This is a genomic window from Amycolatopsis sp. cmx-4-83, assembly GCF_046548815.1.
Lineage (GTDB): Bacteria > Actinomycetota > Actinomycetes > Mycobacteriales > Pseudonocardiaceae > Amycolatopsis > Amycolatopsis pretoriensis_A.
Genome location: NZ_JAEBEF010000008.1, coordinates 357,231 through 375,201, shown reverse-complemented (window position 1 = coordinate 375,201; position 17,971 = coordinate 357,231). Strand labels below are relative to the sequence as shown.

Below are 17,971 nucleotides of genomic sequence, written 5' to 3'. Positions count from 1 at the left end.
TCGACTCCGCCCGTTCTATGTTAAGAAACTTTACTAACTACTAGCCGGAGGCACGTCGTGAGTTCACCCACTCGTTCAGGGGCGCCGCAACCGGCCCTTGAGCGCAAGATCGGCCCGCTGCAGGCGACCGCGATCAACATGACGCAGATGTGCGGTATCGGCCCGTTCGTCACGATCCCCGCCATGGTCGCCACCATGGGCGGACCGCAGGCGATGTTCGGCTGGATCATCGGGGCGATCGTCGCGCTGGCCGACGGGCTCATCTGGGCCGAACTCGGCGCCGCCATGCCGGGCGCCGGCGGCACCTACCTGTACCTGCGCGAAGCGTTCCAGTACCGCACCGGACGGCTGATGCCGTTCCTGTTCGTGTGGAGCGCGGTGCTGTTCATCCCGCTGATCATGTCCACCGGCATCATCGGGCTCGTCCAGTACCTCGGCTACCTGATCCCCGGCGTCACCGACGACGCGGGCACCACGCCGCTGGGCAAGATCATCGGCGTCGGCATCACGCTCGTCATCGTCGCCGCGCTGTTCCGCAAGATCGGCCAGATCGGCAAGCTAACGACGGTGCTGTTCGTGGTCATGCTGATCGCGGTGCTCACCACCGTCGTCGCCGCGTTCACGCACTTCAGCGGCGCGCAGGCGTTCGCCTTCACCCCGGGCGCGTTCAGTTCGGCCGGCACGGGCACGTTCTGGGGCGGCCTCGGCGCCGGCCTGATCATCGCGATCTACGACTACCTCGGCTACAACACCAGCGCCTACCTCGGCGGCGAGGTCCGCGACCCGGGCCGGACGCTCCCGCGGTCGATCCTCTTCTCCATCGTGGGCATCATGAGCCTGTACTTCCTGCTGCAGGTCGGCGTCCTCGGCTCGGTTCCGCTGGAAGAGCTGAAGACCGCCACCTCGGTCGCCTCGACCGTGCTGGAGCAGGCATGGGGCACCGTGACGGCGAAGATCGTCACCGTCTTCATCGTCGTCGCGGCCATCGGCTCGGTGTTCGCCGGCCTGCTCGGCGGCTCGCGCGTGCCGTTCGAAGCCGCGCGGGACAAGGTGTTCCTGTCCATGTTCGGCAAGCTGCACCCCAAGCTGAACCTGCCGACCGCCGGCGTGCTCACCATGGGCGCCATCACGATCATCGGCTCGCTGTTCACGCTGACCGACGTCATCAACGCCGCCGTCTCCACCCTGGTCATCATCCAGTCGCTGGCCCAGGTCGCGGCCATCTGGACGCTGCGCCGCCGCCAGCCGGAGCTGAAGCGGCCCTACCGGCAGTGGCTCTACCCGCTGCCGACGCTGCTCGCGCTGGTCGGCTGGGTCTACATCTACGTTTCCGCGACGCCGCTGTCCATCGGGCTATCGCTGGGCTGGATCGCCCTCGGCGCGCTCGCGTACCTCGTCTACGCCAAGACGGAGAACACGTGGCCGTTCGGTCCCAAGGAGATCAAGGAAGCTTTCGCCGCCGACCCGGAAGGGGCCCAGGCATGACCCGGAAACTCGCGGCGGTGGCCGCACTGGTGCTCGTCCCCGGCGTGCTCGCCGTCGCCGGCCCGGCCGCCGCTCAAGACACGCAGGCGTTCGCCAAGCCACACGGGCTCACCACCATCGGCACGCAGGGCTGGCAGGTGCTGACCACCGCGAACGTCAAGGACGGCGGGGAAAAGGTCTCCACGCCGGGGTACGCCACCCGTGGCTGGCTGCCGGTGAAGCCGGACGACGCCGGCGCGCCCGGCACCGAGATCACCGCCCTCGTCCAGAACGGCAAGTGCCCGAACGTCTTCTACTCGGACAACATGCGCAAGTGCTTCGGGTACGTGGACAAGCTCGGCCCCGTCGTCACGAAACCGTTCTCCGACCCGTGGTGGTACCGGACCGACTTCGCTCCCGGCTTCAAGGCCGGCCAGCACGCGAAGCTGACCATCCCGGGCATCGTCGGCGAAGGCGACGTCTGGGTGAACGGCAAGCTCGTCGCCACGAAGGACATCGTCAGCGGCGCGTTCGCCGGGCACACCTTCGACGTCACGAAGCTGGTCAAGCCGGGCAAGAACACCCTGGCGATCAAGGTCTACCCGAACGACCCGCTGAAGATGTACACCCTCGACCAGGTCGACTGGGGCCAGATCCCGCCGGACAACAACACCGGCATCCAGTTCCCGCCGACGCTGCAGGTGTCCGACGCGCTCACCGGCGACAACGCCCACGTCGTGCAGGACAACGCCGCCGACCTGTCCAGCTCGAAGCTGACGGTGAAGGTCGACGTCACCAACGACGCGGCCGCGCCGCAGACCGGCGACGTCGCCGCGACGATCACCCCGCCCTCGGGTGCGCCGGTCGTCGTCAAGCAGCGCGTGACGATCCCCGCGAACACCAAGCGGACCGTGGCGTTCGCGCCGGTGAAGATCGCGCACCCGCGCGTCTGGTGGCCGTACTCGATGGGCGACCAGCCGCTGTACACGCTGAGCACCGCGGTCTCGCAGGACGGCACGCTCTCGACGTCGTCGAAGAGCACCTTCGGCATCCGCACGGTGACCTCGCGCCTGGTCGGGAAGTCCGCGGCCCTGCCGGAGGGCGCGCGGCAGTTCACGATCAACGGCAAGGACTTCGTGTTCCGCGGCGGCGGCTTCGCGCCCGACCTGTTCCTGCGCTACGACGCCGCCGACACCGCGCACCAGATCGCGCTGATCAAGAACATGGGCCTGTCCGGCGTCCGGCTCGAGGGCCACGACATGCCGCAGGACTTCTACGACCAGGCCGACCGCGCCGGGCTGCTCGTCATCGGCGGGTTCCTGTGCTGTGACGCCTGGCAGCCCGAGGACGCCTCGACGCTGACCGAGCGCGACTACCGGATCATGCACGACTCGGCGTACACGATCGCGCAGATGGAGCGGAACCACCCCAGCGTCTTCAACTACGGCTGGAGCGACAACGAGCCGGTGCCGCGCCAGGAGTCCGAGACGCTGAAGGCGTTCGGGGAAGCCGACTTCCAGGTGCCGGTGATCGCCTCGGCGGAGTACAAGAGCACGCCGGCGCTGGGCCAGTCCGGGGAGAAGGAGGGGCCGTACGACTGGGTTCCGCCGTCCTACTGGTACGACAGCTCGCACTTCGACGCCGAGGATTCCTCCCGCACGAACGCCGGTGGCGCGTGGGGCTTCGCGAGCGAGCAGAGCGCCGGGCACACCGTGCCGACGCTCGACTCGATCAAGCGGTTCCTCTCGCCGACCGAGCAGGCGAAGCTCTGGCAGGACCCGGCGTACAACCAGTACCACGCGAACTTCGAGCCCGGTCACGGCGGTTACGCGTTCGGCACGCTGTACACGCTCGACCAGTCGATCCGGCAGCGGTACGGGAAGTGGAACTCGCTCAAGTCCTATGTGGACCTGGCGAACATCGCGAACTACGAGAACACGCGCTCGCAGTTCGAAGCCTTCCTGCACCACTCGAAGGACAAGGACAGCCCGTCGACCGGTGTCGTCTACTGGCAGCTGAACAAGGGCTGGCCGACGCTGCTGTGGTCGCTCTACAACGACGACGGCGACCAGGCGGGCGCGTTCTTCGGCGCCAAGAAGGCGAACCAGCCGCTGCACGCGCTTTACGGCTACGACAACGGATCCGTGACGCTCGACAACCTCGGCGCGGCGACGCAGTCCGGGCTTTCGGTGCAGGCCCGCGTGCTGGACACCGCGGGGAAGGTCCTCGACGACCAGACCGCGTCCGGCCTCTCGCTGGGTTCGCAGGGCGTGCGGACCGGGGTCCTGAAGCCCAAGGTGCCCGCCGAGACGAAGGCGCCGGCGAAGGCGCAGGTCTACTTCGTGGAGCTGCAGGTCTCCCACGGCGGGAAGGTCGTCGACCGGAACGTCTACTGGCTGTCCACGCAGAAGGACGTCGTCGACTGGGGCAAGACGCTCGGCAACCCGCAGGCGACGCTGTCGCAGTACAGCAACCTGCAGGCGCTGCAGGACCTGCCGAAGTCGCAGGTCGCCGCCGTGGCGTCGACCCGCTTCAGCGGTGGCGACCTGGTCTCCACGGTGACCGTGACCAACACGTCGAAGACGCCGGGCGCGGCGTTCTTCCTGCGGGCCGACGTCCGCCGTGGCACGCCGGACGGCCGTGAGGCGGCGGGGGACAACCAGCTCGCGAACGCGACCTGGGACGACAACGACATCACGCTGTGGCCGGGCCAGTCGCAGACGCTGACGGTCACGTACAAAGCGTCGGACCTGCGGGGTGCGGCGCCGGTGATCAGCGTCGACGGGCTGAACACGGGCCGGATCGTGGTGCGGGGGAGCGGCGCGTGAGCGAGGACCGGATTCTCGGGATCGACTTCGGCGGCACGAAGGTGGCGCTGGGGCTCGCCGACCGCGACGGCACCCTGCTGGCCACGCGCCGGCTGGACACCGACGCGCACGCGGGGGCCGAGCAGGTGGTGGTGCGCGCGCTGGCCGGGGCCCGGTCGCTCCTGGCCGAGGCGGGTGCCGAGCCGGCTGCCATCGGCGTCGTCAGCCCGGGGATCGTGCTGCCGGAGGAGATCCTGCTGGCACCGAACGTGCCGGGCTGGGAGCAGCTGCACCTGGCGGAGCTGGTGGCCGAGGAGTTCCCGGCCGTGCCGATCTCGGTGGGCACGGACGCGAAGGCGGCGGCACTGGCGGAATGGCGCTGGGGCGCACTGGCCGGCGCCGACCCGGCGGTGTTCCTCTCCCTGGGCACCGGCATCGCGGCAGCGGTGCTGGTCGGCGGCCGGTTGCTGACCGGCGCCAACGGAGCTGCGGGTGAGATCGGGTACAACCTGCTCTCACCGCAGGACACCGAGGGTTTCGCGAGCGGAGCGGCGCCGCTCGAGGAAGCCGTCGGTGGGCGTGGGCTGGGCGGCCGGGCGAGCGAGTTGCTCGGCCGCCCGGTCACCGCCGGGGAGCTGTTCGCACTGGCCAAGGAGAACGTCGAGGCCAAGGAACTGGTGACGGCGGCCCTGGACGAGCTGTCGATGCACGTGGCCAACCTGGCGATCGCCCTGGATCCCCAGCGCATCGCGGTCGGCGGGGGCTTGGTCCGCTCGGCGGACGTGCTGCTGCCGGCGCTGGCGGACCGCCTGGCGCACGCGGTCCCGTTCCCGCCCGAGCTGGTGTCGGCCCGGTTCGACCAGGACGCGGCGCTGCTGGGCGCGGTGGCGCTGGCGCTGGGAGGGTAGGCGTCCGGGTGGCGCACCGGTGCCCCGACCCGGCGCGCCACCCGGCATCACGTGACAGCGGCCGGGTGCCGCGGTCGTGGTGACCGCGCCGGTGCTCGCCCTCACGGTGGCGCGGCCGGCGTGGATCGGCGACTTGGGCGTGTGGATCGCGAACCTGTCCATGATCGTGCTGGTGGTGACCACCGCGTTCGTGGTCTTACCCCGAACTGGCGTGGCAGGGGAGCTTCCTCGGGATCGCGGCCGCGTTCGCCCTCGCCGCGTTCTCGGCCGCCCGGCCTAGGCTCCGGCCGCCGCCAGCTCCTCGGTCCGCCGGAAAGCCGCCGGGGAAAGCTGGAACCAAACCAGCACCGCGCTCAGCGCCTGCACCGCCGCGGCCATCACCCACACGCCCCGCAGGCTCCAGTGCGCCGCGACCAAACCGCCGGTCAACGCCCCCAGCGGCGTCAACCCCCAGGCCAGCGCCCGGTGGCTGGTCAGCACCCGGCCCAGCAGTGGCGCCGGGGTGAAGCGCTGGCGGCTGGACTGCGAGCAGACGTTCCAGACCAGCACCGTCGAGGTCAGGAACACCAGCACCACGCCGATGAGCGGCGGCCACGGCGGGAGCACCGCCAGCAGCAGCGGGGCCACCGCGCCCAGGCTCTGCGCCAGCCGCATCGACCACGAATAGCCGAGGCGGTCGACGATGCGCTGGACCACGAACGACGACACCACCCAGCCGACCGCCATGCACGCGAGCAGCAGGCCGTAGCCGACCGAGCCGACGTGCAGGATCTGCGTCGCGTACAGCACGAACATCGCGTTGCCGGCGCTCGCGGCGAACGAACCGAGCGCGACGTTCAGCGTGATCGAGCGCAGCAGCGGCGTCCGGACCAGGTGGGTGAGCCCGGCTGAGAGGTCGCGCAGCGGGTGGGTGCGCGCGGCGACCACGGACGTCGACGGGATGCGGCGGGTCAGCAGCAGCGCCAGCAGCGCGCAGGCGGCCGCCAGCCACGCGGGCGCCCCGGCCGTGACGGCGACCAGGAAGCCGGTCAGCGGCGGCACGACGAACTGCACCACGCCCCGGTCGATCACCGTCAGCCGCGCGTTGGCGTGGGCCAGGCGGTCCGGGGCGACCAGCTCCGGCACGAGCGCGCCGCTGGCGCCGTCGCCGAGCACCTGCGCGGAGGTGACGACGAACGCGACGACGAGCAGCACCGGCAGGCTCAGCGACCCGGCCGACGCGACCGCCCCGAGCACCAGCGCGGCCCCGACCTGCACGGCGTAGGCCCAGGCCAGCACGGCGGTCCGCCGCACGCGGTCGATGAGCACCCCGGCGAACAGCGACAGCAGCAGCCACGGCGCCTGCCCGGCGACGTTGACCAGCGAGATCTCCCGCGGATCGGTCGTGACGGACACGGCGAGCAAGGGCAACGCGGCCAGCATCAGCCCTTCGGCGGACGAACCGGACACCGCGACAGCCTGCAACCGCACCCATCTGCTCGCCATGATCACCACCCTGCCCAAGCCGGGCCCTCGACCCAACCGATTTACGGCCGCCGGCGCCCCACACCGAGGCGGTTCGTCAGCGGTGCCGAGCCGATCCCGTGCAGGACCACGCTGCCCAGCACGCAGACCACCGTGATCGTCAGCACGATGTCTTCGTCGCCGGTGGCGAGCCCGTTGAGCGCGAGCAGGCCGAACACGATCGACGTCGTCCCGCGCGGGCCGAGCGCGCCGATGAGGAACCGGTCGCGGCCGGGCAGGTCCGTCTTGAGCAGGGACAGCAGCACCGGGCCGATGCGCAGGACGGTCAGCGCGGCGAGGCAGAACACCACGACCTGCCAGCTCAGCCCGAACTGGACCACCAGCACGCTGATCGCGCCGACCACGAACCACATGCCCATGGTCAGCAGGCCGGTGACCTCCTCCAGCAGCTGCAGCTCGGCCGTCGGGCTGGTCAGGACGTCGCGGGCCCGCTCCGGCACCTTGCGGATGTAGGCGGCGGCGCTGCCGCGGAAGACGTACCGGAACGCGATGCCGCACACGAACGAGGCGACGAAGCCGTTGCCGCCGATCGCGACGGTCGCCGCGTAGGCCAGCAGCGGGGTCGTCAGCACGGCGATCCGGCGGCCCTGCGCGGACGTCCAGCCGGCGCGGGCGGCCAGGAACAGCAGGAGCCCGATCAGCGCGCCGATCGCGGCGCCCATGATGACCGCCTTGATGGCGAACGGCAGCGCCGTCGCGAGCGCGTCTTCCGCGGTGTTCTGCTGGTTGTCGGTCCGCGCCAGGATCAGCGCGAACAGGAACACCGGCGAGACGAGCCCGTCGTTGTAGCCGCTTTCGATGTTGAGGACGCCGCGCACCCGCGTCGTCAGGTTGCGGTCGCGGACCACGCGCTCGGCCGCGGCGAAGTCGCTCGGGATCACGATGCACGCGATCAGCAGGAGCAGCGGCCACGACAGGTCGGGCAGGAGCACGGCCCCGAGCAGCACGGCCAGCGCGATGCTCACCGGCATGGCGATGAGCAGCACGCGCGCGACGAGGCCGGGGGAGCGGCCCCACAGCCGTCCGCCGCGGACCTCGGTGGCGTCGACGAACAACAGCATCGCGAGGATGAGCTCGGCGACGTGCTGGGCGATCTCGGTGTTGAACACCTCGACCAGCGCGTCCGGCGCCACGGTCAGCGCGGCCGCGGCCCCGCACACCACCATCAGCACCGGGGCGGCGATGTTCCACCGGTCGAGCTGCGCGGCCGCGAGCGAGCGGAGCAGGAAGGCGGCCGAAAGCACCAGGAGTGCGGGGATGAACATCGGGCTCCACGGCTGGGGGTCGGCTTCGGGTCGCCGCCGAGCCTACCGTCCGATGTGGAGGGAGACGTGGCTCACGGGACCACGAGGACCGGCCAATGACCCGCCCGGATGAGCTTCGTCGCGACCGAACCCGCGAACCGGTGCCCCGCCTTCTGGGAGGCACCGACCACCACCGTGTCGGCCTGGCAGCGGTCCGCGGTGTCCCGGAGCGTCGCGTACGGGTCGCCGAACGACGTCACGAACGTGACCGGCACCCCCAGCTCCTCGGCCGCTTCGCGCATCTGGCCGCGCAGCTCCGCCGAGAGGTGGGTGGCCGTGTCGTGGTCGATCAGCGTCGCGACGGCCGGCCGCAGCGGCATGAGCGGCGCGTGGCCGGCGACGAAGGCGACGACCAGCCGGCTGCCCTGCCGCCGTGCCATGCCGAACGCGAAGGCCGCCGCCCGCATGGCCGTGTCGGAGCCGTCCACCCCGGCCAGGATGGCCCGCGCCGCCGGGTCGCGGCGCGGGCCGAAGTGCTCCACAGTGGACTGGAACGCCCCCTCCATCGGATCCACTCCTACCGCGCGGCCGGTTCCGGCGCGGCGGGCTCGCCGTCCTTGTCCAGGTCGATCGTCGTGCGCAGGGTGATCGGCTTCAGCAGCAGCGCCGCGAGGACACCGACGACCGCGACCGCCGCCGAAATCAGGAAGATGTGCGCGGTGGCGTCGCCGTACACCGTGTGCACGACCGCCTGGACCTCCGGCGGCAGCGCCTTGAGGTTCAGCGCGCTGACCCCGCCCGTCGACGCCTGGCCCGCCGGCACGTGCAGGGCCGCGGCCAGGTCGGCGGAGACGCGGTTGGCGAGGACGGCGCCGAGCACCGACACGCCGATGGTGCCGCCGAGGGACCGGAAGAACGTCACCGACGCGCTCGCCGCGCCGAGGTCGCGCAGCGGGACGTCGTTCTGCACGGCCAGCACGAGGTTCTGCATGGTCATGCCCACGCCGAGACCGACCACGGCCATCGCGATCCCGACGATCCACAGCGGCGTGGCGTGGTCGACCGTGCCCAGCGCGAGGAAGCCGACGACCAGGGTGATGGTGCCGCCGACGATGTACGGCTTGATCTTGCCGGTGCGGCTGATCAGCCGTCCGGAGACGGTCGAGGACACGAGCACGCCCGCCATCAGCGGCATGGTCAGCAGGCCGGCTTCGGTGGGGGTGTAGCCGCGGCCGATCTGGAAGTACTGGCCGAGGAACACCGCGCCGCCGAACATCGCCATGCCGACCGCGAGGCTCGCGAGGATCGCCAGCGCCGGCGTGCGCTGGACGACGATCTTCAGCGGCACGACCGGTTCACGCACCTTCGTCTCCACCAGCACGGCGAGCGCGAGCAGCACGAGCCCGCCCGCGACCATGACCCCGGTCTGCCAGGAGAGCCAGTCGAAGGCGTTGCCGACGAAGGAGACCCAGATCAGCAGCACACTCACGCCGGCCGCGATCAGCGCGGCGCCGAGGTAGTCGACCTTCACGTCGTCGCGGCGCACGGTCTCCAGCTTGAGGGTGCGCTGCAGCACGATGAACGCGAGCACCGCGATCGGGACGCCGACGAAGAAGCACCAGCGCCAGCCCAGCCACGGCACGTCCACGATCAGGCCGCCCAGCAGCGGCCCGCCGACCGTGGCGACCGCCATGACGGCGCCGAGGTAGCCGTTGTACCGGCCGCGCTCGCGCGGCGGGATGATCGCGGCGATCACGACCTGGACCAGCGCCTGCAGGCCGCCGACGCCGATGCCCTGGAACGCGCGCGCGGCGATCAGCTGGCCGGTGTCCTGGCTGAACCCGCTGATCGTCGAGCCGGCCACGAAGATCACGATCGCGACCTGGACCAGCGTCTTCTTGTTGAACAGGTCGGCGAGCTTGCCCCAGATCGGGGTGGTGGCCGTCGCCGCGAGCAGCGTGGCCGTGACGACCCACGTGTACTGCGTCTGGGTGCCGTTCAGCGAGCCGATGATCAGCGGCAGCGACGTCGACACGACGGTCGAGCTGATCATGGCCACGAACAGGGCCAGCAGCAGGCCGGACAGCGATTCGAGCACTTCGCGGTGCCGCATCGCCCCGGACGGGTCGGTTGTTTCGGACTTCATGGCATCCCTTCGCACGATCCGGGCAAGTATTGCTCATTGGGCAAACTTGCGCAATGAGCAACTTATTCCCGTCGCTAGGCTGCCTGCATGGACATCCCCGGCTCGCTGCGCGACCGCAAGAAGGCGGCGACGCGGCAGTCGCTGCACGAGGCGGCGCTGCGGCTGGCGATGGAGCACGGGCTCGACGGCGTGACGGTCGAGGACATCGCCGACGCCGTGGGCGTGTCGCGGAGGACGTTCTCCAACTACTTCGCGAACAAGGAGGACGCGGTCCTGCACGCCGACCGCGAGCGCACCCGCGAGCTGGTGTCCCTGGTCGAGGGCAGGCCGGCGGGGGAGGAGCCGTGGCCGGCGCTGCGCGCGGCGAGCCGCGACCTGAACCGCGCGGGGGCCGCGCCCGACCGCGAGTGGGTGGCGCAGCTGCGCCTGCTGCGACGGCACCCGTCGCTGCTGGCCCGGCAGGCGGGCGACCAGATCGCGCTGGAACGCGACCTGGCCACCGTGCTGGTGACGCGCGAGCCCGGCCTGGCCGAGGGAACGGCCCGCCTGATGGCGGCGACGTTCCTCGCCGCGTTGCGCACCGGAGCCGTGCTGTGGCTGGAAAGCGCGGACGAACGCCCACTGGCCGAACTGGTGGACGACCTGCTCGGCCGCGTCCACTTCGATTGAGTTCGCGGGGTGTTCGACGGTCCGGCCGAGCACCCCAATGTGGCGTTCGGTGCCCCCAGCGCACCCAACGCCACATTGGGGTCGTTTCATTGTGGTTGTGCCTGGTTGGGACGCTGGAGCAGGCCTGTTTCGCTGGCGGGGCGGGAAGTGGCGCCGGGAACGGCGGTGACCCGGACCTGGGCGAAGCCCTCGCCAAGATCGAGATGTGAGTCAACAACCCGCCGAGGGCTTCGGTTCTCCTTCTATCAGGTCACCCTTCCCCCTACCGCCAGACCCTGCGTCTGGTCGCCGAACTGATCCGGACACGACGGCGGCGGTCAGGGTGTGTCGGCCTCCAGGGTGCGGCGCTGGGTGCTGGAGGTCATCGCCCTGCTGGCCGTTCGTGCCCGCCGTTGGGGCAGGTGTTGAACCGGCCGGCCCGCTCCGATGCGTCGGTGGTGCTGTGGAGGGGACCTTGATCCGGACCCGCCGCGCCGACCGGGCCAACTACAGCGGCAAACACGAACAGCACGGGTTGGTCGTGCTCGGTGTGACCGACGAGAGGGGCCGGCTGATGTGGGTCTCGGCGGTGCTGCCAAGCCGGACCGCCGACATCACCGCCTGCCGCCGGTTGCGTCTGCGGGAAGGAGTGCACACCCACGGGCTGAACCCGGCCGGGGCAAAGGGGTTCCACGGCTGGCACAAAGACATCCGCGACACGCGTGCTTGCAGCCGGTGCGGCGGGGCGTGTGAGCAGATCGTGCTCGCGCTCTACAAAGCCGAAGCGAACCGGCCGTTGACCACAGGTCAGCGGCAGGGCAGGCCAACGCGGCTTTCTCGGTGATGCGTTGCGGACGTGGAGGGCGCCGAAGCCGCCCTCCACGTCCTGGCGCATCCCTGGACAGCCACGATGAAACGACCCCATTGGAGCCGCTTCGGCGGGCCGGGCGTGGCTCAGGGCAGCGGCAGGGGCGGGTAGAGCCGCAGGCGCTGGACCGGCATGTCGTAGGTGCCCGGGCCGGCGATCGGGGGCACGAGCACCGCGTCGCCGCGGAGGGGGATCTCGACGGCGGTGCCGGGATCGGCTTCGAGCGTGGCGACCGCCTTGTCGTCCCACGCCTGCCCCGGCGCGTTCGAAGGCAGCTGGTACGCGGTCACCTTGCGCAGCTCCGAGGCCGGCGGATCGGCGTAACCGTCGTTGCGCAGGACGTAGCCGCCGGGCCGGGCGGCGACCGACGCCGGGTTGAGCGGCATGCCGCCCGCGGTCAGCACGTGCAGGGCGGGGCCGCCGCGCTTCCACGGGTCGGCGCCGTCGGCCTGGCGGTCGGCCAGGGTCTGCTTGAGCACCTTCAGGCGGTGGTCGAGGCAGATTTCGAGGCCGAAATGCGCTTTCGCGTCGATTTCGAACAACCGCTCCCGGAGGAACGCCGCTTCCGAGTACGCCCGTTTCACCAACGGCTCGCTGACGTTCCCGACCGCGGACCGGGTCGGCACCCCGTCCATCGACGAAGCCAGTTTCTTTTCGATGCGCCCGGCCTCGCCGCCGTCGGCCCCGCCGCGCAGGTACAGCACGCTGTTGAAGTAGGTCTTCTCGTTCGCGACCAGCACGTCCGAATACCAGAGCACCGAACCCGGCACGATCAGCCAGTTCTTGAACCGCGGGGTCCGGAACATCTTCTCCAGCGCGTCCCAGACCTGCGAGTACTGGTTCGTGGAGTAGGTGTGGCTCGTCGCCGGGTCGGCCGGCCGGAGGTAGAACTCCGGTGCCACGAACACCTTCAGCGTGCCGGGGTCGTCGTCGCCCACGTTCGCCCGCGCGATGTTGACCACCGCGGCCAGCCGCCGCAGCCGGATGAACCAGTCGGTGCTCTCCGGCGCTTTCGGCACGGCGATGTCGGGCACCGGATCGCAGAGCTTGCCGGGCGGCAGCCCCGCCAGCGTCGGCCCCGGCACGTCGGTGCGGCGGGTGGCCGTCGGGACTTCGTAGGCGATGTAACGGAAATGGGTGTACGGCACGGTTCGGCCTTCCCCTCAGTGGTGGAACGGCGGCCGACGTTACCCCTTTTTCCGCTTCCCGGCTCTCGCCCGAACGGGTAAGGGAGATTTCCGTGGTGCCACCGGTGGAATTGCGCTGGACCGGAAGGTCGAACAGGTCCGTTTCCCGTTCGCGGTTTTCCCGTTCCCGGATTTCCGGTGATCTTTTGCCGGGCGCGACGCGGAAAATGGGTCGTGCGGCCCGGCCCGGCGGGGCTACCTTGCTGCCGTGGCCGACATCTGGGGTGAGTGTGACAACGGGTTCGACAAGGTGGGCGAGGCGCTGGCGGCCTCGCTGGACGCCGGCGACGTGGGCGCTTCGGTCGCCGTCGTCGTGGACGGCGAGCTCGTGGCCGACCTGTGGGGCGGGCACCTCGACGCGGCGCGCACCACGGCGTGGGAGCGCGACACCATCACCACCGTCTGGTCCACGACCAAGACGATGACCGCGCTGTGCGCGCTGGTGCTGGCCGACCGCGGGCAGCTGGACCTGGACGCGCCGGTCGCGGCGTACTGGCCCGAATTCGCCGCCGCAGGCAAGGAAACCGTGCTGGTGCGGCACCTGCTCGGGCACACCGCGGGCCTGCCGGACTTCGACGGGCCGATCACGGTCGAGGACCTCTACGACTGGCCCGCCGTGACGGCGCGGCTGACCGCGCAGGCGCCGCAGTGGCCGCCGGGCAGCGCGGCGGGCTACCACTCCGTCACCTTCGGGTTCCTGATCGGCGAGGTCGTCCGCCGCGTCACCGGGCGCAGCCTCGGCACGTTCTTCGCCGAAGAGATCGCCGGTCCGGTGGGCGCCGACTTCCACATCGGGCTGGGCGCCGAGCACGACCACCGGGTCGCGCCGCTGCTCGCCGATCCCCGGGGCGACAAGCCGCCGGGCTTCCTGCTCGGGGTGTCGGATTCGCACGCGACGGCGTGGCGACGCGCGGAACTGCCTGCCGTCAACGGTTACGGCAACGCCCGCTCGGTGGCCACGCTGCAGTCGGCGCTGGCGTGCGGAGGAGTGGCCGGCGGCGTCCGGCTCCTTTCGGCGGCCGGCAGCGAGCGCGTTTTCGAGGTACAGCACGACGGCGTGGACCGCGTGATCGGCGCCCCGATCCGTTACGGCCTCGGGTACCGGCTGGACGGCCGCACGTGTTCGTGGGGCGGCTGGGGTGGTTCGGTGGTGCTCGTCGACGCCGATCTCGGCATGACGGTGGCGTACGTGATGAACCAGGTCCGGTGGGAGGACGGGTACGCCCGCGGGCTCGGGCTCGTGATGGCGGCCTACGACGCGATCATGGCTTGAGCAAGACGTTTTCTGCTACTCTTGTGGTGTCCGGACCGCTCGGTTCTCGAATTCCCGAAACCTTCGATTCTTCTGCATTCGATGTGAAGGGGAATGCCATGAGTGACTACGTTCTGGCCCAGGCAGCCAACATCAACCCCGGCTTGGCGGCGATCGGCTACGGCCTCGGCGCGATCGGCCCCGGAATCGGCGTCGGCCTCATCTTCGCCGCCGTCATCAACGGTACCGCGCGGCAGCCGGAAGCGCGGGGGAAACTGCAGGCGATCGCCTATTCGACGTTCGTGCTCACCGAGGTGCTCGCGTTGATCGGCATCGTGATCTATTTCATCGCGTCCACGAAGTGAGTTCGCGCGACGTCGTTTCCGCTTCGAATGCGGCGCCGATTCCGGTGAAGTGGTCCGCGGCGTCCCGCAGCAGTCCGGCGTCGTGCCGAAGGCGGGCTCGGGCGCGGATCGCGGCCGCGGCCGTCCAGCTGTTGTGTCTGGCGTGCCGTCCGGCGCGCCGGAGGTGGTGCTCGGCGTCGGGGACGTCGAGCACCACCGCCAGCTCGGCGGCCACGCCGGCGGCGTACCCGTCGAACCGGCCGGGCGCGAAGTCCGTTGCGGCGTCGGCGAAAGCGTTCTCGAGGCCGGTACCGGTGTGCAGCGCGACCCGGCCGCGGACGAACGCGTCCAGCGGCGCGAGGTTCGGCGACCCGGCCGGGGTGGCGACGCCGGCGACGGCGGCCGCGCGGGCGCGCCACGTCGTCATCGCCGGTTCGTCGCCGGAAAGCCCGGCGGCGAGCGCGGCCGCCAGCAGCGGAACCCCGAGGGTGGCGTTGCGCGGCGGCCCGTTTCCGGCGGTGGCTTGCCACATCTCTTCGGCGAGCGTGCGGACGTCGGCGAACCGCCCGGTCAGCGCGAGGGCGGTGACCAGCCCGCTCGTGCCCCAGTACGGGTGCCCGGCGATCGCCGGATCCCCGGCGGCCTGCCTGCTCACCCGGAGCGCGTCGGCCGGCGCCCCGGTGGCGACGGCGTAGGCGATCGCGGACCGGAAGGCGTCGAGCACCTCGAGCGCGGCCCGCGGATCGCTCCGGTCCACGGCGGTGACGAGCTCGAGGCGCTCTTGCGTGGTGCGGTGGGCCAGATCCGGCCGTCCGGCGAGGGCTTCGGCGGTGCAGCGGGCGTCGAGCGCGGCACTGAGGAGCAGCGGATCCCCGGCGGCGGCCACGGCGAGGCCGGCCGCTTCGGCGGTCACCGTTTGCGGCGTCGGCCCGGACAGCCACGCCCGAGCGACGGCCACGTGCGCGTGCGCCGTCGGTGAGGCGACGCCGTCCGCCAGCGCCGCGGCTTCGGCGAGCATCCGGTCCAGTTCGCCGTCGGGCACCGGGTGGGTGATGAACCCGGCGCCCCGGAAGCGTTCGGCCAGCACGACGGCATCGGCCAGGCAGAGCGCCCTCGTCGCGGGATCGCCGTCGGCGCGCTCAGCGGCGACGAGCAGCAGGTCGTAGTGGTCGCGGGCGTGGTTGAGCAGGTGCGCGCAGCTGCCCGCGCGGGCCAGGTCCAGGGCGGCGCTCGCGGGGGAGGGGGCCCGGTCCGCGGCCGTGCGCCAGTGGGCCGCCGCCTCGGCCAGGAACCCGCGCGCGTAGGTCAGCCGCGCGAGCTCGGCGGCAAGATCGTGCTCGTGCCCCTCCGCCACGCACGCACGCAGGTCGTCGGCGAGCCGGTCGAACTCGTCGCGCCAGTCGCCGCCCAAGCGGGCGATCAACTCCCGGGCGCGGCGGGTGGCCCACTGCAAGTAGCGGTCCGTGATTTCGGGCGCCTCGGCCGAATCCGCCAGCCGCTCGCGCGCGAACCGGGCGACGCCGTCGAAGAGGGCCCACCCGCCTGGCGTCCGGTGCGCCAGTGACTTGTCCACCAGCCGCCCCAGCAGGTCCGAGAGGGCGCCGACCGACAGGTCGGGGGACAGGGCCGTCGCGCCGTCGAGGTCGAAGCCGTGGCGGAAGCGGGAGACGCGGGCCAGTGCCGTGCGCTCCTCGTCGGTCAGCAGGCGGTGGCTCCACTCGACCACCGAGCGCAGCGACCGGTGCCGCGGCTCCCCGCCGCGGCCGGCGGCCAGTACCCGCAGCGGGTCGTCGGCCAGGCCCGCGCGCAGGCCGGCGATGCCGAGCGAGGCGACCCGCGCGGCGGCCAGTTCGATGTTCAGCGGGGAGCCGCCCATCTCGCGACACACCTCGGCCACCTGCGCCGGGTCGGCTTCGAACGCCGGGTCGACCGCCTTCGCCCGTTCGGTGAACAGGGCGGCCGCCGCGGGCAGGGGACCCAGCTGCAGCACCGTCTCGCCGGGGACGCCGAGCCGTTCGCGGCTGGTCGTCAGCACGCTCAGGCGCGGGTTCGCCGCGGTCAGCGTGGTGATCACGTCGGCGACGTCGTCGGCCACGTGCTCGCAGTTGTCCAGCACCAGCAGGGCGCGCCCGGCCAGTTGCGCGGCGACGGCGTCGGGCAGCGGCTGCTGCGGCCGCGGGACGACGCCGAGCCCGGCCGCGACCGACTCGAGCACCGAACCCGGCCGGCTGGGGACGAGGCTGACGAACGTCGCGCCGCCCGGGAAGCCCGCCGACGCCACCTCGGTCGCGGCCACGGCCAGCCGGGTCTTGCCCACCCCGCCCGGCCCGAGCACGGTCGTCACCCGGCTCTCGGCGACCAGCCGCACGACGGCGTCGCGCTCGGCGATCCGCCCGACGAAGCTCGTCGGCGGCTTCGGCGCGCCGACCACGAGCCCCGCCGCTTCGGCCGTGAACTCCGGTGCCTTCGCGGCCAGTCCGCGGCGGTCGCGGGCGTCCAGTTTGCGCAGCAGCGCGGACACGTGGCTCTCGACGGTCCGCACCGAAACGAAGAGCCGCTCCGCGATCTCGGCGTTGGTCAGCCGGTCCGCGAGCGCCAGCAGGACCTCGCGCTCGCGCGGCGAGATCGTCGGCGCGGGCGGCATGCCACGGAGTATGCCGCACGGGTTCTCCGTGGCGGAATCCGTGGTCACCACGGATGTCACGGGGCCGCGACCGGCCCGAGGATGACCACCACACCCCGAAAGGAGAACCCCATGGTGGTCATCGCGAAGGAAGACGACCTGCGCATCGGCAGCGGGCGCACCGCCCGGTTCGAAGGCGAGGCCTACGGCTCGGGCATCTCGTTCTTCCACGTGCACAACACCGAGGGCCAGGGCCCGGCCGCGCACGTCCACCCGTACTCGGAGACGTGGGTGGTGCTCGCCGGCGAAGCGCTCATCCGCACCTCCGAGGGCGAAGTCACGGCGAACCAGGGCGACGTCGTGGTCGTCGGCGCGGGCACCGCGCACGCTTTCCGCGCGGTCGGCCCGGAGCCGCTCCGCATGATGTGCATCCACGCCTCGCCGCGCATCGAGCAGGACTTCCTCGACGACGCCCGGGCCGCCGACGCCGGTGTCACCTTCTGAAAGTGGTCGCCGTCCGTCACTGCCGCACGCGGGCGGCGTGGGCGGCCAGTCCGGTGGCCATGTCCTGCATGAAGCGGCGGAGGTACCGGCGGAGGAACCAGCGCCTGCCCCAGCGCGCCGAATACGTGCCGTGCCACCGGATCCGCGTCCCGCCGCCGGGGAGTCCGAGCAGCTCGACAGCGGCCCGGTAGTCCGTCAGCTGCGGGTTTTCCGCGCCCTCGTAGGCGAAACGGCGTCCGGGCTCCAGCGCGGTGATCCGCTCCTTCGTGACGACCTTCCCGGTGCGGAACGCCCGGACCGCGCCGACCCCGGCCGGCTGCTCGCTTTCCAGCGCGTCGATCCGCGACCACGACGGCCAGCCGGGTGCGTCGAGCAACAGGGCCCACACGGCCGAGGGCGGTGCGGTGGAGTCGGCCGTGACGTCGTAGGACTGCGTTGCGGTCATGGCGCAA

The 17,971-nt window shown here is 71.6% G+C and carries 15 protein-coding genes; 8 read left to right on the top strand and 7 right to left on the bottom strand.

The window, feature by feature from the left end; genetic code table 11:
* Positions 1–57 precede the first annotated feature (57 nt).
* From ACLJQM_RS26305 to ACLJQM_RS26295, 3 genes are read left to right on the top strand one after another with little or no spacing between them, the layout of a single operon-like run.
* Entirely contained in the window at positions 58–1,485 is a 1,428-nt protein-coding gene (locus ACLJQM_RS26305) for an APC family permease (RefSeq protein ID WP_247024215.1), read from the top strand.
* Positions 1,482–4,292, top strand: a complete 2,811-nt coding sequence (locus ACLJQM_RS26300; protein ID WP_410633130.1) for a glycosyl hydrolase 2 galactose-binding domain-containing protein — start codon at positions 1,482–1,484, stop codon at positions 4,290–4,292. Before ACLJQM_RS26305 ends, ACLJQM_RS26300 begins: the two co-directional genes overlap by 4 nt.
* The gene (locus ACLJQM_RS26295; protein ID WP_410633129.1) at positions 4,289–5,179 is read left to right on the top strand and encodes an ROK family protein; all 891 of its coding nucleotides are present in this window, start codon (positions 4,289–4,291) and stop codon (positions 5,177–5,179) included. The genes ACLJQM_RS26300 and ACLJQM_RS26295 overlap by 4 nt, the downstream gene beginning before the upstream one ends.
* Positions 5,180–5,455: 276 nt before the next feature.
* Here the strand turns inward: ACLJQM_RS26295 and ACLJQM_RS26290 are convergent, their stop codons facing one another.
* The 4 genes from ACLJQM_RS26290 to ACLJQM_RS26275 form a co-directional block, all read right to left on the bottom strand.
* Positions 5,456–6,664 (bottom strand): MFS transporter, encoded by a 1,209-nt coding sequence (locus tag ACLJQM_RS26290; RefSeq protein ID WP_360775869.1) that lies wholly within the window; start codon positions 6,662–6,664, stop codon positions 5,456–5,458.
* 41 nt (positions 6,665–6,705) lie between these two features.
* Positions 6,706–7,968, bottom strand: coding sequence for a cation:proton antiporter (locus ACLJQM_RS26285; protein WP_360775867.1), 1,263 nt, complete (start codon positions 7,966–7,968; stop codon positions 6,706–6,708).
* Positions 7,969–8,039: 71 nt separating this feature from the next.
* Positions 8,040–8,513, bottom strand: a complete 474-nt coding sequence (locus ACLJQM_RS26280) for a universal stress protein (RefSeq protein WP_360775864.1) — start codon at positions 8,511–8,513, stop codon at positions 8,040–8,042.
* 11 nt (positions 8,514–8,524) lie between these two features.
* Positions 8,525–10,093: an MDR family MFS transporter gene (locus tag ACLJQM_RS26275; protein ID WP_247024208.1), complete on the bottom strand. Its 1,569-nt coding sequence runs from the start codon at positions 10,091–10,093 to the stop codon at positions 8,525–8,527.
* 87 nt (positions 10,094–10,180) lie between these two features.
* Between ACLJQM_RS26275 and ACLJQM_RS26270 the strand changes: the two genes are divergently transcribed.
* Together ACLJQM_RS26270 and ACLJQM_RS26265 are read left to right on the top strand one after the other, a co-directional pair.
* Positions 10,181–10,762, top strand: a complete 582-nt coding sequence (locus ACLJQM_RS26270) for a TetR/AcrR family transcriptional regulator (RefSeq protein ID WP_410633128.1) — start codon at positions 10,181–10,183, stop codon at positions 10,760–10,762.
* Between the two features lie 454 nt (positions 10,763–11,216).
* The gene (locus tag ACLJQM_RS26265; protein WP_410633127.1) at positions 11,217–11,585 is read left to right on the top strand and encodes a transposase family protein; all 369 of its coding nucleotides are present in this window, start codon (positions 11,217–11,219) and stop codon (positions 11,583–11,585) included.
* A 110-nt stretch (positions 11,586–11,695) separates the two neighbouring features.
* Here ACLJQM_RS26265 and ACLJQM_RS26260 read toward each other — a convergent pair whose 3' ends face one another.
* Positions 11,696–12,757 (bottom strand): hypothetical protein, encoded by a 1,062-nt coding sequence (locus ACLJQM_RS26260; RefSeq protein WP_410633126.1) that lies wholly within the window; start codon positions 12,755–12,757, stop codon positions 11,696–11,698.
* A gap of 247 nt (positions 12,758–13,004) precedes the next feature.
* On the opposite strand from ACLJQM_RS26260, the gene ACLJQM_RS26255 reads away from it, so the two are divergent.
* Both ACLJQM_RS26255 and ACLJQM_RS26250 read left to right on the top strand, forming a co-directional pair.
* Positions 13,005–14,069 carry a serine hydrolase domain-containing protein gene (locus ACLJQM_RS26255; RefSeq protein ID WP_410633125.1) on the top strand — a complete coding sequence of 355 codons (1,065 nt, stop codon included), beginning with the start codon at positions 13,005–13,007 and terminating at the stop codon, positions 14,067–14,069.
* Positions 14,070–14,167: 98 nt separating this feature from the next.
* Positions 14,168–14,413: an ATP F0F1 synthase subunit C gene (locus ACLJQM_RS26250; protein WP_360775850.1), complete on the top strand. Its 246-nt coding sequence runs from the start codon at positions 14,168–14,170 to the stop codon at positions 14,411–14,413.
* On the opposite strand, the gene ACLJQM_RS26245 is transcribed toward ACLJQM_RS26250, so the two are convergent.
* Positions 14,394–17,036, bottom strand: coding sequence for an ATP-binding protein (locus ACLJQM_RS26245; protein WP_410633124.1), 2,643 nt, complete (start codon positions 17,034–17,036; stop codon positions 14,394–14,396). The two genes, ACLJQM_RS26250 and ACLJQM_RS26245, sit on opposite strands and share 20 nt — an antisense overlap.
* A gap of 111 nt (positions 17,037–17,147) precedes the next feature.
* On the opposite strand from ACLJQM_RS26245, the gene ACLJQM_RS26240 reads away from it, so the two are divergent.
* On the top strand, positions 17,148–17,519 hold the full coding sequence (locus ACLJQM_RS26240) for a cupin domain-containing protein (protein WP_410633123.1): 372 nt from the start codon (positions 17,148–17,150) through the stop codon (positions 17,517–17,519).
* Between the two features lie 16 nt (positions 17,520–17,535).
* Here ACLJQM_RS26240 and ACLJQM_RS26235 read toward each other — a convergent pair whose 3' ends face one another.
* Positions 17,536–17,964: an SRPBCC family protein gene (locus tag ACLJQM_RS26235; protein ID WP_410633122.1), complete on the bottom strand. Its 429-nt coding sequence runs from the start codon at positions 17,962–17,964 to the stop codon at positions 17,536–17,538.
* Positions 17,965–17,971 lie beyond the last annotated feature (7 nt).

What these genes read in the sequence shown, in the direction of transcription:
- ACLJQM_RS26300 (WP_410633130.1), top strand. Translation starts at nt 1,482, where the DNA reads ATGACCCGGAAACTCGCGGCGGTGGCCGCACTGGTGCTCGTCCCCGGC.
- ACLJQM_RS26290 (WP_360775869.1), bottom strand. Translation starts at nt 6,664, where the DNA reads ATGGCGAGCAGATGGGTGCGGTTGCAGGCTGTCGCGGTGTCCGGTTCG.
- ACLJQM_RS26285 (WP_360775867.1), bottom strand. Translation starts at nt 7,968, where the DNA reads ATGTTCATCCCCGCACTCCTGGTGCTTTCGGCCGCCTTCCTGCTCCGC.
- ACLJQM_RS26280 (WP_360775864.1), bottom strand. Translation starts at nt 8,513, where the DNA reads ATGGAGGGGGCGTTCCAGTCCACTGTGGAGCACTTCGGCCCGCGCCGC.
- ACLJQM_RS26275 (WP_247024208.1), bottom strand. Translation starts at nt 10,093, where the DNA reads ATGAAGTCCGAAACAACCGACCCGTCCGGGGCGATGCGGCACCGCGAA.
- ACLJQM_RS26270 (WP_410633128.1), top strand. Translation starts at nt 10,181, where the DNA reads ATGGACATCCCCGGCTCGCTGCGCGACCGCAAGAAGGCGGCGACGCGG.
- ACLJQM_RS26250 (WP_360775850.1), top strand. Translation starts at nt 14,168, where the DNA reads ATGAGTGACTACGTTCTGGCCCAGGCAGCCAACATCAACCCCGGCTTG.
- ACLJQM_RS26245 (WP_410633124.1), bottom strand. Translation starts at nt 17,036, where the DNA reads ATGCCGCCCGCGCCGACGATCTCGCCGCGCGAGCGCGAGGTCCTGCTG.
- ACLJQM_RS26240 (WP_410633123.1), top strand. Translation starts at nt 17,148, where the DNA reads ATGGTGGTCATCGCGAAGGAAGACGACCTGCGCATCGGCAGCGGGCGC.
- ACLJQM_RS26235 (WP_410633122.1), bottom strand. Translation starts at nt 17,964, where the DNA reads ATGACCGCAACGCAGTCCTACGACGTCACGGCCGACTCCACCGCACCG.